At 63.7% G+C, this 13,730-nt stretch carries 13 protein-coding genes and 1 riboswitch; of the genes, 6 read left to right on the top strand and 7 right to left on the bottom strand.

Features of this window, described 5'->3' with window-relative positions; translation table 11 throughout:
* Positions 1–68 precede the first annotated feature (68 nt).
* A complete protein-coding gene (locus tag AB1N67_RS02480) occupies positions 69–521 on the bottom strand; it encodes a DUF1249 domain-containing protein (RefSeq protein ID WP_043207338.1) in 453 nt (150 codons plus the stop codon).
* The gene (locus tag AB1N67_RS02475; RefSeq protein WP_043207336.1) at positions 512–1,129 is read right to left on the bottom strand and encodes an NUDIX domain-containing protein; all 618 of its coding nucleotides are present in this window, start codon (positions 1,127–1,129) and stop codon (positions 512–514) included. Before AB1N67_RS02475 ends, AB1N67_RS02480 begins: the two co-directional genes overlap by 10 nt.
* Before the next feature lie 184 nt (positions 1,130–1,313).
* Between AB1N67_RS02475 and AB1N67_RS02470 the strand changes: the two genes are divergently transcribed.
* Positions 1,314–2,060: an RsiV family protein gene (locus tag AB1N67_RS02470; RefSeq protein WP_367863509.1), complete on the top strand. Its 747-nt coding sequence runs from the start codon at positions 1,314–1,316 to the stop codon at positions 2,058–2,060.
* Here AB1N67_RS02470 and cytX read toward each other — a convergent pair.
* The gene (gene cytX / locus AB1N67_RS02465) at positions 2,029–3,312 is read right to left on the bottom strand and encodes a putative hydroxymethylpyrimidine transporter CytX (protein WP_070571116.1); all 1,284 of its coding nucleotides are present in this window, start codon (positions 3,310–3,312) and stop codon (positions 2,029–2,031) included. The two genes, AB1N67_RS02470 and cytX, sit on opposite strands and share 32 nt — an antisense overlap.
* A gap of 184 nt (positions 3,313–3,496) precedes the next feature.
* A complete protein-coding gene (gene thiC / locus AB1N67_RS02460) occupies positions 3,497–5,383 on the bottom strand; it encodes a phosphomethylpyrimidine synthase ThiC (RefSeq protein ID WP_043207332.1) in 1,887 nt (628 codons plus the stop codon).
* A gap of 141 nt (positions 5,384–5,524) precedes the next feature.
* Positions 5,525–5,631: riboswitch (TPP riboswitch) on the bottom strand.
* Between the two features lie 152 nt (positions 5,632–5,783).
* On the opposite strand from thiC, the gene AB1N67_RS02455 reads away from it, so the two are divergent.
* The gene (locus AB1N67_RS02455) at positions 5,784–7,214 is read left to right on the top strand and encodes a TolC family outer membrane protein (RefSeq protein WP_367863508.1); all 1,431 of its coding nucleotides are present in this window, start codon (positions 5,784–5,786) and stop codon (positions 7,212–7,214) included.
* 76 nt (positions 7,215–7,290) lie between these two features.
* Here the strand turns inward: AB1N67_RS02455 and AB1N67_RS02450 are convergent, their stop codons facing one another.
* From AB1N67_RS02450 to AB1N67_RS02440, 3 genes are all read right to left on the bottom strand, one after another.
* On the bottom strand, positions 7,291–7,740 hold the full coding sequence (locus AB1N67_RS02450; protein WP_043207329.1) for a hypothetical protein: 450 nt from the start codon (positions 7,738–7,740) through the stop codon (positions 7,291–7,293).
* Between the two features lie 104 nt (positions 7,741–7,844).
* Positions 7,845–9,113 (bottom strand): lipid IV(A) 3-deoxy-D-manno-octulosonic acid transferase, encoded by a 1,269-nt coding sequence (gene waaA, locus AB1N67_RS02445; protein ID WP_043207327.1) that lies wholly within the window; start codon positions 9,111–9,113, stop codon positions 7,845–7,847.
* Between the two features lie 51 nt (positions 9,114–9,164).
* On the bottom strand, positions 9,165–10,055 hold the full coding sequence (locus AB1N67_RS02440) for a LysR family transcriptional regulator (protein WP_043207326.1): 891 nt from the start codon (positions 10,053–10,055) through the stop codon (positions 9,165–9,167).
* An 88-nt stretch (positions 10,056–10,143) separates the two neighbouring features.
* On the opposite strand from AB1N67_RS02440, the gene AB1N67_RS02435 reads away from it, so the two are divergent.
* From AB1N67_RS02435 to AB1N67_RS02420, 4 genes are all read left to right on the top strand, one after another.
* Positions 10,144–10,476, top strand: a complete 333-nt coding sequence (locus AB1N67_RS02435) for a multidrug efflux SMR transporter (RefSeq protein ID WP_043207325.1) — start codon at positions 10,144–10,146, stop codon at positions 10,474–10,476.
* 234 nt (positions 10,477–10,710) lie between these two features.
* A complete protein-coding gene (locus AB1N67_RS02430; protein ID WP_317848043.1) occupies positions 10,711–11,886 on the top strand; it encodes an FAD-dependent oxidoreductase in 1,176 nt (391 codons plus the stop codon).
* A complete protein-coding gene (locus AB1N67_RS02425; protein ID WP_043207324.1) occupies positions 11,883–12,695 on the top strand; it encodes an aldo/keto reductase in 813 nt (270 codons plus the stop codon). Before AB1N67_RS02430 ends, AB1N67_RS02425 begins: the two co-directional genes overlap by 4 nt.
* Positions 12,696–12,732: 37 nt before the next feature.
* On the top strand, positions 12,733–13,683 hold the full coding sequence (locus AB1N67_RS02420; RefSeq protein ID WP_043207323.1) for a hypothetical protein: 951 nt from the start codon (positions 12,733–12,735) through the stop codon (positions 13,681–13,683).
* The last annotated feature ends 47 nt before the right edge of the window (positions 13,684–13,730 follow it).

The following is a 13,730-nucleotide window of genomic DNA, read 5'->3' as shown; positions in this document are numbered from 1 at the left end:
GGATTCAGCGCGATTATGGGATGCCGAAGGGGCCGGAGCAAAGGGCTGAAACCGACCGCCGTCACATTTCAGCGAACGGCTTCCAACTCATGGCCGCAGGCCAGGCAGTGGCTGAGCCATTCACCCAGGAACAGGTTGAGCTGAGCTTTTTCATCCGGCTGGTGCATGGCCGCGTTGGGATAGGGATAGATGCTGCGCAGGCGCCGGGTATGCTCGGCACTGACCACTTCGGCCATGCGTGCATCGTGGTACACCTGCACCTCCAGATGCGGCACCGGCAACCAGGGCAGGCTGTGTTCCTGACGCACGCGCAGGGTGGTGGTGTAGGGGCACGCCAGCACCACGTCGAGCACCAGCACGCCCAGCATCTGGTCACCTTGGGTCATGCCGATGCGCCGCGAGCTCTGGGTGGTGCGCATGTCTGGCAACAGACGCATCAGGCGGGCGTAGTTGGCCTCGCAGGCTGCCTGCAGCCCGGCCAGGTCGACCCGATAGCGCTCGCGTAACAGGTTCACGACCACATCCCTCGCACTTCCGCACGGTTCAGCGCCAACCATTGCAGGCCGATGATGGTCGCGGCGTTGCAGATACGCCCGTCACGCACAGCCTGCAGGGCGTCCTCGAACGACCAGACGCGCACGCGGATGTCCTCGCCTTCTTCCTCAAGACCATGCAGCCCGCCGGCGCCTTCGCTGGAGCAGCGCCCCAGGAACAGGTGCACGTACTCGTCACTGCCTCCGGGCGACGGGAAGTAGCGGGTCATGGGCCACAGTGCGCTGAAGGTCAGGCCGGCTTCCTCCTGGGCTTCGCGGTGGGCGACCTCCTCGGGCTCCTCGTCCTTGTCGATGAGCCCGGCGACCATCTCGATCAGCCAAGGGTTCTCGACCTTGCCCAAGGCACCGACGCGGAACTGCTCGATCAGCACCACCTCGTCACGCTGAGGATCGTATGGCAGCACACAGACCGCATCATGGCGCACGAACAGTTCCCGGCTGATCTCCCGCCCCATGCCGCCAGCGAACAACTCATGGCGCAAGCGCACCTTGTCGAGCCGGTAGAAGCCCTGGAAGCAGTTGGCCTGCTCGACGATCTCGACCGCCTTGGGCACTGAATTCAACGTATCTGACATGGGAATCCTCGTTACCTCATTTACCGCATCGCGCCATCCTACTCTGCGAGCCGTCGTGTTTCACCCCTTTCCAACGACCGTTCAGGCGGCCAGGACAGAGCGTCTCTACTCTGTTAGCTTAGTGGCGAACTGAAGGCCGCGCCGACGGTCGAAGCTCGACTCCATCTGTTCTGCAAGGATCATCATGACGCTTGTCAAACTGACTTCCGTGGCTGTGCTGGCATTGGCCCTTGGCGCCTGCCAAAGCCTGTTCGAGCCCAACTACCGAGCCCCGCTCGAGGTCAAGCGCGACGCCTGGGAACACGTCAAACCCGGTTGCAGCGAGAGCGACTGCCCACTGGTGAACATCGACACCATTCATTTCCCGGCCCTGCCCAAGCTCGACGCCATCGTCGAACAGCGCCTGCTGCAGCTGACCGAAGACAACCAGCGCAGCACCGTGCCTACCTCGCTGCAAGCCTATGAGCAGCAATACCTGGCCACTGCCGAAAAACGCAACAGCAGCTACCTGCAGGCCAAGGTACGCGAGCAGCATGACGGGCTGGTGATCATCGAACTGTCCAGCTATCTGGACAGCGGTGGCGCCCACGGCATGCCGGGGCGCGGGTTCATCAACTATTCGCGCAAGCTGGACAAGGTCCTGACCCTGCAGGACATGCTGCTGCCGGGCCAGGAGGAGACCTTCTGGAAGACGGTCGAGGAGTCCCACCGCGCCTGGATGATCAGCACCGGCATGGACAAGGACCCCGAATTCATCAAGACCTGGCCGTTCCGCAAGTCCCCGCACGTGGCGCTGACCTATGGCGCGGTGGTGGTCAAGTACGAAGTCTATGCCATTGCGCCCTATTCCATGGGCCACATCGAACTGAAGATCCCCTATCCACGCCTCAATGGCGTGCTCAAGCCCGAGCTGTTTCCTGGCCGCGGCTAAGGCTCAGCAGGCCATGCAGTACCCCTGCCAGCAGCAGTGCCGGCAGGGTCGCCCCCAGCTCCGGTGCGACATTGGCCATGAAGTGATATGCCGCCACCCCCACCGCCCAGGCGACCAGCGCCTGCCAGTGTAAGCCACTGATCGCCGCCGGCATCTGCCGACGACGAATGACGAAGTGGTCCATCAGCACGACACCGAACAACGGCGCGAACACCGATCCGATCAACAGTAAGAAGTTCTGGTACTGCGCCAGCGGCGCCAGCAGGGCGATCAATGTGCACAGCACGCCGATGGCCAGGGCCAGGTGCTCGACCTTCATGCGCACCAGCAAACCCGTAGACACGGCAGCAGAATGGATGTCGGCAAAGGCGTTCTCCGACTCATCCAGCAAGATCAGCAGCAGTGGAATACCCAGACCTGCCCCCGCCAAGGCCAGTAGCAGTGCATTGACCTCACCGCTCGGCGCGAAGGCCAGGGTGTAGGCCACGCCCAAGCTCATCAGCCAGGCATTGCCAATGAAAAAGCCCAGCGCCGTACCGCCGAACACGCGGCTGGCTCGCTGGCCGAAACGTGAGTAGTCGGCGATCAACGGCAACCACGACAACGGCATGGCGATGACGATGTCAAAGCCCACCGCCAGCGACATCGAGCCATCGCCCGCCTGGCGCCACAGGCCCGCCAGGTCCGCCTTGGCGAACAGGTTCCAGGTCAGCCACAGGCACGCCCCGAGCAGCAGCCAGATACCCCATTTGCGCAGCACCTTGCGCACGAAGGTCAGTGGGCCGCTCACCGCCAGCAAGGTGGCCAGAGCGCCAAAGCACAAGGTCCAGAGCAGAGGGCTGCTCCAGCCGCTGCCCTCGCCGAACGCCCGGGTGCCGAGCAGGCTGGCGGCATCGCGCATGACGATGATCTCAAACGACCCCCACCCCACCAGTTGCAACAAGTTGAGCAGCGCCGGCAGACGCGCGCCATGACGCCCCAGGCTCAGGCGCAGGGTGGCCATGGCCGATAGCCCAGTGTCGCTGCCGATGACCCCGGCCGCCGCCAACAGCAGCACGCCTACCGCGGAGCCCAGCGCGATCGCCAGCACCGAGCCTGCCAAGCCAAGGCCTGGCGCCAGTAGCGCGCCGACCTGCAGGACCATCAGGCCGATGCCGAGGGAGAACCAGAGGGAAAACAGGTCGCGGGCGCCGAATTGGCGCTGCCCGTGAGGGACCGGGTGGTCGGGGGAGAAGTGGCTGGGAGTGGTCATCGGCGGGCTTACCAGAGTTGTTGTTGGGGATACCGAGTCAAACTGACGAAGGGCACAGCCCTGTGGGAGTGGGTTTACCCACGAATGCGTCAGTGAACTCAGCATTCGCAGGTAAACCCGCCCCCACAGGGCCGTGCCCCACACAGAAAAATGTGCCCCTCCCACAGGAAGGGGCCGGGATGCGTTACACCTTTTTGTACAGCTGGCTGCCTTCCTGACGGAACCGCTCGGCCTGCTCGCGCATGCCTTCTTCCACGGACACATCCGTCGCCTCGATACGCTGGTTGGCTGCGTACTCACGGACTTCCTGGGTGATCTTCATGGAGCAGAACTTCGGCCCGCACATCGAGCAGAAGTGCGCGACCTTGGCCGACTCCTTGGGCAACGTCTCGTCGTGGAACGCACGGGCGGTGTCCGGGTCCAGGCCGAGGTTGAACTGGTCTTCCCAACGGAACTCGAAGCGTGCCTTGGACAAGGCATTGTCGCGGATCTGTGCCCCCGGATGGCCCTTGGCCAGGTCAGCGGCGTGCGCGGCGATCTTGTAGGTGATGATGCCGGTCTTTACGTCGTCCTTGTTCGGCAGGCCCAGGTGCTCCTTGGGCGTCACGTAGCAGAGCATGGCGCAGCCGAACCAGCCGATCATCGCGGCACCGATACCGGAGGTGATGTGATCGTAGCCAGGGGCGATGTCGGTGGTCAGCGGACCCAGCGTATAGAACGGCGCCTCATCGCAGCACTCGAGCTGCTTGTCCATGTTTTCCTTGATCAACTGCATCGGCACGTGGCCCGGGCCTTCGATCATGCACTGCACGTCATGCTTCCAGGCAATCTTGGTCAGCTCGCCCAGGGTTTCCAGCTCACCGAACTGGGCCGCGTCGTTGGCATCGGCGATCGAGCCCGGACGCAGGCCGTCGCCCAGCGAGAAGCTGACGTCGTAGGCCTTCATGATTTCGCAGATCTCGTCGAAGTGCGTGTACAGGAAGTTTTCCTTGTGATGCGCCAGGCACCACTTGGCCATGATCGAGCCACCACGGCTGACGATACCGGTGACCCGCTTGGCGGTCAGCGGTACGTAGCGCAGCAGCACGCCGGCATGGATGGTGAAGTAGTCCACGCCCTGCTCGGCCTGTTCGATCAGGGTGTCGCGGAACAGCTCCCAGGTCAGGTCCTCGGCCACACCGCCGACCTTTTCCAGGGCCTGGTAGATCGGCACGGTGCCGATCGGCACCGGCGAGTTGCGGATGATCCACTCGCGGGTTTCGTGAATGTGCTTGCCGGTGGACAGGTCCATGACCGTGTCCGAACCCCAGCGGATGCCCCAGGTCAGCTTGGCCACTTCTTCCTCGATCGAGGACCCCAGGGCACTGTTGCCGATGTTGCCGTTGATCTTCACCAGGAAGTTTCGGCCGATGATCATCGGCTCGAGTTCCGGGTGGTTGATGTTGGCGGGGATGATCGCGCGGCCGCGGGCGATTTCCTCGCGCACGAACTCAGGGGTGATTTCCTTGGGGATGCTGGCACCGAAGCTGTGCCCGGCGTGCTGCTGGTCCAGCAGGCCAGCGGCGCGGGCCTCCTGCAGCTTCATGTTCTCGCGGATGGCGACGTATTCCATCTCGGCGGTGATGATGCCCTGACGTGCATAGTGCATCTGGGTGACGTTGGCGCCTGGCTTGGCACGGCGCGGGTTGCGCACGTGGGCGAAACGCAGCTTGGCCAGTTCGGGGTCGTTCAGGCGCTGCTGACCGAAGTTCGAGCTCAGGCCATCCAGGCGCACGGTATCGCCACGGGCCTCGATCCACGCCGAGCGCACATCGCCCAAGCCTTTGCGCACATCGATGACGACGTTGGGATCGGTATAGGGACCAGAAGTGTCGTACACCAGCACCGGCGCATTCTGCTCGCCACCGAAGTCCGTGGGCGTGTCATGCAGGCTGATCTCGCGCATGGGTACGCGGATATCGGGGCGCGAGCCTTCGACATAGACCTTGCGCGAACGGGGGAAAGGTTGCACGGACTGCTGGTCGACTTGCGCCGACTCGCTGAGGTGGATCGATTTTTCTTGTTGGCTCATCACAGGCTCTCCAGACAGCGTGGAATGTCGGGGAGAACCTGAAGGGGCGCGGATACACCTAGGACGGTGCGGTGCCGGATGCGAGAAGTGCCTTGAGCTTGAGCTTCGACAATCCCGGACCTGGCACAAGATCTCGCCGGGAAAGCGAGCAATCTTGTTCCCTACGCAGGCGCTAACCTGATCAGGTTCAACGGGATCCGGAACTATCCGATCTCAGCCTTCGATTCAAGGCACCCCGACAAGAACATGCGCAGTCTAGACTCAAGTGGTCGGCAAAGCCAAGCGTGTAGCTTGGCGAATGATGAAAGGCACGTCAGGCGATTGTTGCCAGGTGCGCCCGGCACTACACTGGCCATCGCTCGATACTCAACAGTTCAGAAATTCATTTCAAGGATTGCCTATGCTGCGCAAACTCTCACTGGCGATAGCCGTGTCTTGTGCGTCCAACGCAGTGGTCTGGGCAGCGGATATGCCCACGACGGTGAAAACCGACCTGGTCAGCGTTTACCAGGAGGCGGTCGACAACAACGCCGACCTGGCCGCCGCCCGCGCCGACTACGGCGCTCGTCGCGAAGTGGTCCCCCAGGCCAGGGCCGGACTGCTGCCGAACCTGTCGGCCGGTGCCGAGATGCTCAACACTCGCACCAAGATCGACGAGCCCTCCATCACGTCCAACCGCAGCGGCAATTCCTGGAGCGCCACACTGGCGCAGCCGATCTTCCGTGCCGACCGCTGGTTCCAGTTGCAGGCAGCCGAAGCCGTCAATGAACAGGCGGCCCTCGAGCTGTCGGCCACCGAACAGAACCTGATTCTGCAAACCGCCGAAAACTACTTCGCGGTACTGCGCGCCCAGGACAACCTGGCCTCGACCAAAGCCGAGGAAGCGGCCTTCAAGCGCCAGCTGGACCAGTCCAACGAGCGCTTCGACGTCGGCCTTTCGGACAAGACCGACGTGCTGCAGTCCCAGGCCAGTTACGACACCGCCCGGGCCAACCGGATCATCGCCGAGCGCCAGGTACAGGATGCCTTCGAGGCCCTGGTGACCCTGACCAACCGCGAATACAGCTCGATCCAGGGCGTGGTCCATACCCTACCGGTGCAGGTGCCAATCCCCAACGATGCCAAGGCCTGGGTCGATACCGCGGCGCGGCAGAACCTCAACCTGCTTGCCACCAACCATGCCGTGACCGCCGCCGAGGAAACCCTGCGCCAGCGCAAGGCCGGCCACGCCCCGACGCTCGATGCGGTGGCCAAATACCAAAAAGGCGACAATGACAGTCTCGGCGTCACCAACCCCTCGCCCTTCGGGCGCTACAGCGGCGACGTGGAGCAGACCAGCATCGGCCTTCAGTTGAACATCCCGATCTACAGTGGCGGGCTGACCAGTTCCCAAGTGCGCGAAGCGTACCAGCGCCTGAGCCAGAGCGAACAGCAGCGCGAAAGCCTGCGTCGTCAGGTGGTGGAGAACACCCGCAACCTGCACCGCGCAGTGAACACAGACGTGGAACAGGTACAGGCGCGCAAGCAATCGATCATTTCCAACCAGAGTGCCCTGGAGGCTACCGAGATCGGCTATCAGGTCGGTACCCGCAACATCGTCGACGTACTCGATGCCCAGCGCCAGCTTTACACCTCGGTGCGCGACTACAACAACAGCCGCTACGACTACATCATCGACAACCTGCGCCTCAAGCAAGCCGCCGGGACGCTCAGTCCGCAGGACCTGCAGGACTTGGGCCGCTATCTGAAAGCCGACTACAACCCGGACAAGGACTTCCTCCCACCCGACCTGGCAGCCGCGGCGGCAAAGAACTTCGAGCGGCGACCTTGAGGACGCGCTACCGCTACTTCACGGGCACGCCTGCCGAGCGGCTCGTGAAGTAGCAGGCACAGCCTGTCGATGCACATCACTTCATGAAGAAACGAATTGCGTTGTGATCGCCATCGACATGCAGCGAAGACCTGCAGTCGGCGTAGGCCTCGCCGATGGACGCGGCATGAAGCCTGACACGCCGCAGGTCGTACATGATGCTGAAATTGCACGCCAGAGCGCCCGAGGTCACAAGGACCTCCTCAACGAAGCTATGCTTGCCCAGCACCTTCGGCACCATCTCCAACCTGCCCTGATCGTCGTCATCCACCGACCAACTGGCGTTGTCATCGATAGTGAAGTGCGGCCCTTTCAGGGCATCGATGAAATAGGCCCCGGTGTGCTGGATGCTGGCGTTTGGATCCGGGTAGTTCACGCTCACGCTGGCCCACGGTTCGATGAACTTTGGGTACTTCGGCACACCGATCGAGGCCTGTGCCGACAAGGCGGTCATCAGGCCGAACGCGGTGAGTGTCCTGCTGTACATGCGGCGTCTCCTCCAATCTTCGACACGCCTGTTGGCGTCCTGGACAGGAGCGTAGGCAGCACGCACAGCGCAAATGAACTATCTGTTTGCCACCTTTTGCGTCATCACAGCCATTTCGCCAATGCTTGCACAAGCCGGTCCAGGGCCCCTTGATTGGCTTGCATCACGGCCTTGCCCGCCAGCCCCATGCGCCGGGCATCCTGTGGCAGCTCGATCAAGCGGCGTATAGCGCCAGCCAGTCCCTCGGCATCATCCACCTGCTGCAAGGCACCGGCCTCACGCAACATGGCGGTGATCTCGAGGAAATTGAACACATGCGGTCCCATGACCACTGGCAAGGCCAGCGCAGCAGGCTCCAGTGGGTTGTGCCCGCCGGTGGCCACCAGGCTTCCGCCGACGAAGGCGATATCAGCCAATGCGTAGAGGAACAGCAATTCGCCCATGGTGTCGCCCAACAGCACCGCAGTCTGGCCGTTCACCGGCGTCCCCAGGGAGCGTCGCACCGTGGCGAACTGATCGCGGCACAAGGCATACACCGCATCGAAGCGCTCCGGATGACGCGGCACCAGAATCAGCAGCGCATCACCATGAACCTGCAACAACTGCCGATGGGCCTCTAGGATCAGCGCATCCTCACCCTCGTGGGTACTGGCGGCGATCCACACGGGGCGCTGCTCGGCGCCCCACTGTTCGCGCAACGCCTTGGCACGTGGTTGCAGTTGCTCGTCGATCTTCAGGTCGAACTTGATCGAGCCGGTCACCTGCACGCACTCGGGGCGCGCGCCCAAGCTGCGGAAACGCTCGGCCTCGACCTCGGTCTGCACGGCGATCAGGCTCATCTCAGCGAGCATCGGACCGGTCAGCCCGGCAAAGCGCGCGTAACCGCGGGCCGAACGCTCGGACAGCCGAGCATTGGCCAAGGCCACCGGGATACCGCGCTTGGTGCATTGGTGAATGTGGTTTGGCCACAGCTCGGTTTCCATGATGATGCCTAGCCGTGGCCGCACATGATCGAGGAAACGCCCGGCGGCCCACGGCAGATCGTATGGCAGGTAGCAATGCTGAATGCGCGGCTCCTCGGCGAACATCGCACGGATCCGCTCCGACCCGGTCGGGGTCATGCAGGTCAGGGTAATGGGCAAGTCCGGGTAGGCCTTGAGCAGGGCGCGAATCATCGGCGCAGCAGCGATGCTCTCGCCTACCGACACCGCATGCACCCAGATGCCTCCCTGGCGCATGGGCGCAAGCTTGCAGGCAAAGCGCTCGGCGATGCGCTGGCCGTAGGCCGGGGCCTTGCGGGCGCGCAGGTACAGGCGCAGCGCGACCAGCGGCAGGCCCAGGTGAAACAGCAAGGTATAGAGGGTTCTGTTCATGGCGACGCAGTGTACAAGGAACCGCAAGAAAAGGCCTGCAAGCGGCGAGCCTCAGCCAATCGCCCGCAGGTGCACGGCGAAGCGCTCGGCCAACCATTGCGCCGCCGGCCCCAACGGCTGGTCGCGGCGCCAAGCCAGCTCGACCACCAGCGCCGGCGGGCGCCACTCGCTGTCCAGTTCGACCATGTGCGTTTGGTAGGTCGGATACTGCACCACATGCCGCGGCAGCCAGGCCCAGCCCAGGCCACGCATCAGCAGTTCAGCCATTGAATAGAAGCTGTCGGCGCGCCACACCTGCGGACTGATCGCCTCGCCACCCGGATAACCGCTTTGCTGGGGCGTGATCAGCAATTGCCGATGACGCGCCAGTTGCTGACGACTGACCCGCTGCTCACGGGCCAGCGGATGCCCCACGGCGCAGACCGTGACCATCTCGACGCTGCCCAGCGCCCGACGCTCCAGCGAGGCGGGAATCTGCTCGTGATGGAAGAACAACCCCAGGTCCGCGCGCCGCTCGACCAGCTTGCGCGCCACATCCCCCTGAGCACCGCTGGCCAGTTGCACCTCGAGGAACGGAAAGCGGGTGGACAACTCGTCCAGGCTGTCGATGACCGGCTGGTAGGGCATGGCTTCGTCATTGGCTACTCGCAGCAGTGCTTCCTGCCCCCGCATCAATGCCAAGGCCCGGCCGTCCAGACGCTCGCACTGGCGTAGCAGCTCGCGGGCATCCTCGAGCAGGGCCGCACCGCTCTCGGTCAAACGTGGCTGGCGCCCGCTGCTGCGCTCGAACAACGTTACGCCCAAGTCCGTCTCCAACAGCGCGATTGCATTGCTGATGGCTGACTGCGCCTTGCGCTGCTCCCGTGCGACAGCAGAAAACGACCGCAACTCGGCCACCCGCAGGAACAGACGCAGCTGATCCAGACTCCACTGCTCAGCCATTGAACCTATCTCCAAGTTAGATAGGTAATGACTTTACCGCATTTCACCTAGGCCTAGAATGCGAGGCCTGGCAACGGAGACTCGCACCATGAACGCATATACCTACCTGACCATCGCCATCTGCGCAGAAGTCATCGCCACCGCTTCCATGAAAGCTGTGAAGGGCTTGAGCACACCGCTGCCACTGCTGTTGATGGTTTGCGGTTACGCCGTGGCGTTCTGGATGCTGACGCTGGTGGTGCGCAGCATTCCAGTGGGTATCGCCTACGCCATCTGGTCGGGCCTGGGCATCGTGCTGATCAGCGCGGTGGCGCTGGTGATCTATGGGCAGAAGCTGGACTTCCCGGCGATGCTGGGCATGGCCATGATCGTCGGCGGCGTGGTGGTGATCCAGCTGTTCTCCAAGACCGCGGGGCACTGAGCGACAGCGCATTTCATGCACGCCCATGGGCGGCAAGCATCTTGCCCTGTGGTAGTGCCCTCTTCACCGGGCAAACCCGCCCTCACCGGTTCTTCGGCGCTCATAGGTACGCCGCTGTAACGGTGTGAGCGGGTTTACCCGCGAACGCGACAAAACGGTCTGCATCTCTCCCCGGACAAGCATCACGCCACAGCCTGTATACTGGGCAACTGTCCCAGTTCTAGAGGTGCCCGCATGCCATCTGCCATTTCCACTGACGTGCTGATCGTCGGCGCCGGGGTCGCAGGCCTCTGGCTCAATGCCCGGCTGCAGCGCCTGGGGTACTCGACCGTGCTGGTCGAGCGCGCCAGCCTCGGCGGCGAGCAGACCATCAAGTCCCAGGGCATCATCCACGGCGGTACCAAGTACGCCCTGCATGGCGCCCTGACCGGCGCATCGGAGGCCATCGCCGACATGCCTCGCCGCTGGCGCGAAGCACTGGCCGGCAACGGCGAGCTCGACCTCGGCAAGACCCGCATTCTCTCCGAAGCCCACTACCTGTGGTCTCCTGGCACCCTGGCCGGCAACCTCACCAGCTTCTTCGCCAGCAAAGCCGTGCGCGGTCGGGTCGATCAGGTCAAGGGCGATCAATTGCCCCCCGCTCTGCAGGATCGTACCTTCAAGGGCAAGGTCTATCGCTTGGCCGAACTGGTCATCGACGTGCCCAGCCTGCTCGCCAACCTGGCCGAACTGGCCGGCGACAGCCTACTGGCCGGCGAGCGCATCGAACCCTTGAAAGAAGGCGACGAGCTCGTCGGCTTGCGTGTCGATGACCGTGAAATTCGTGCCCAACGCATCGTCCTCAGCGCCGGCGCGGGCACCGAGGCGCTGCTCCAGGCCCTGGGCCTGAGCCAACCCGCCATGCAACGCCGTCCGCTGCATATGGTCATGGCCAAGGGGCCGAATCTCAAACCGCTCTACGCCCACTGCCTGGGCGGCGGCCCCAAGCCTCGGGTGACCGTCACCACCCACCCGGCTGCGGACGGGCAGTGGGTTTGGTACCTGGGGGGGGATTTGGCCGAAGCCGAGGGGGTCGCCCGCGAGCCTGCGGCGCAGATCGCCGCGGCGCAAAAGGAAATCGCCAGCCTGTTGCCATGGGTCGACCAGAGCCCAGTTCGCTGGGCCACCCTGCGTGTCGACCGCGCAGAACCTGCGCAATCAGGCCTGGTACGCCCGGACAACGCCTTCCTGGCTGACCAGCAGCGCCTGCTGGTGGGCTGGCCGACGAAGCTGGCCCTGGCACCGGACTTTGCTGATCGCGTCTTGGCGAGCCTGGATCGGGACGGCATCCGCCCCACCGCCCAACCGGACCTGGCCGACTTGCCCCGCCCCCCGGTTGGCGTGCCTGCCTGGGAGCAACTGCTGCCATGAGCCTGCCGACCCTGCACGACCTCCATCGCCCGCTGGGCAGCACCGGCCTGAAGGTCTCGCCGCTGGGCCTGGGCACCGTCAAGCTTGGCCGGGACCAGGGCGTCAAGTACCCCACCGGTTTCACCATTCCAGGTGATGACGAGGCCCGGCTGTTGCTGGCCCAGGCGCGAGAGCTGGGTATCAATCTCATCGACACCGCCCCTGCCTATGGCCGCAGCGAGGAACGCCTGGGGCCGCTGTTGCGCGGGCAGCGCGACGAGTGGGTGATCGTCAGCAAAGTGGGTGAGGAGTTCGAGGACGGCCAGTCCCGATTCGACTTCAGCGCCGCCCATACTCGCCTGTCGGTGGAGCGCAGCCTGCGTCGTCTGGAGACCGACCGCATCGAGCTGGTGCTGGTGCATTCGGATGGCAACGACCTGGCAATCCTCGAACAGCAAGGCGTCTACCAGACCCTCGCCGAACTCAAGCAGGAGGGCAAGATCCTCGGCTACGGCCTGTCCGGCAAGACCGTAGCCGGCGGACTCAAGGCGCTGGAGCAAGGCGACTGCGCCATGGTCACCTACAACCTCAACGAGCAGGCAGAACGCCCGGTGCTGGACTACGCTGCCGAACACGGCAAGGCCATCCTGGTGAAAAAGGCCTTGGCCAGCGGGCACATCTGCCTCGCGCCCGGGGTCGATCCGGTGCAGGCCAGCTTCGAGCTGCTGTTCTCCCACCCGGGGGTGAGCAGTGCTATCGTCGGTACCATCAACCCGTTGCACCTGGCCCATAACGTGGCCACCGTCGCCCGAATCCTGGGACGGCCTTGAATCGCCCAGACGGGCGCCCAACGCAAGGAGGAGCCTCGTGCCGCGAACGCTGATCCGCAAGAACCCGAGCAACTTCAAAACTTTACCGCTGCATGTCGAAGCCACGCCCGACGGCCTGACCTACAAGCCCATCGGCATGCCGTTGAACTTCTCCCAGGTGCAGCAGCGACGCAAAGCCATTCAGCTGGGCAACCCGGAGCGTTTCGTGGTCGAACTGGCCAACCTCGGGGTATCGGTGCGTCTGACCTTGCATTGGCAGCATCGCGATTACTGGGTGCTGGTGCGCCAGCGCCGCCAGGATCGCGGCGATGTCGTGCTCAAGCTTATTTCCGGTTATGTCCCGGCCCAGGAACTGAACCTGCCGCTGCACACCGCCATCCAGGAGGTGGCCGAGGAGTGCCTGATGGAGACGCCCGAAGGCTGGCTCGGTGGGCGTTTCAACGATACCTGGCTGCCAGCCCCCTACGCCGACGCCCTGCACTACCGCGAGGCATTACCGTTTGTTCTGTCCCCCGAGTCCGGTGCAGCCCGTCCGGTTCACTGCGACAACCTCATGCTGCTGGAACGCCCACGCGCCTATGTGCACCTGCCAACGGCATCCCTGCAGTTGATCTATGACCTTCGCCTGCAGGTCCCCCGGGAGGCCAAGTCGCTCAGTTTGTTCCATGTCGACGAACGGCTGGAAGGCGACCAACTGGTCGCACGCCTGAACCGCAAGCGCCCTGACTTGTATCTGATGCCACTGATCGATGGCCAGCCCACGGCCGAGCTCTATACCTTGAAGAAAGACCAACTGGTGCCTGCAAGCACCCGCGGTCTGTACCTGGCCGAAAGCTTTGCCCGACAGGAAGGCTGGGTGGTGAAGGATGAGCGGATTCGTTGGAAAGAGTGGATCAAGCAACAAGGCCTTGAGCAGGTGCCGACCTCGCACCTGCAGCGATTCAGCGATAAGGCGCGGGCGCTGTTGCAGCGCGCACTGCACAAGTAACGACAGCAGGCCTTACAGGCCAATCGCGTGACAAGCTCCCCACAAGC

Source organism: Pseudomonas guariconensis (assembly GCF_040822035.1).
Lineage (GTDB): Bacteria > Pseudomonadota > Gammaproteobacteria > Pseudomonadales > Pseudomonadaceae > Aquipseudomonas > Aquipseudomonas guariconensis.
The sequence above is the reverse complement of the archived record's forward strand: the minus strand, read 5'-3'. Positions and strand labels throughout refer to the sequence as shown.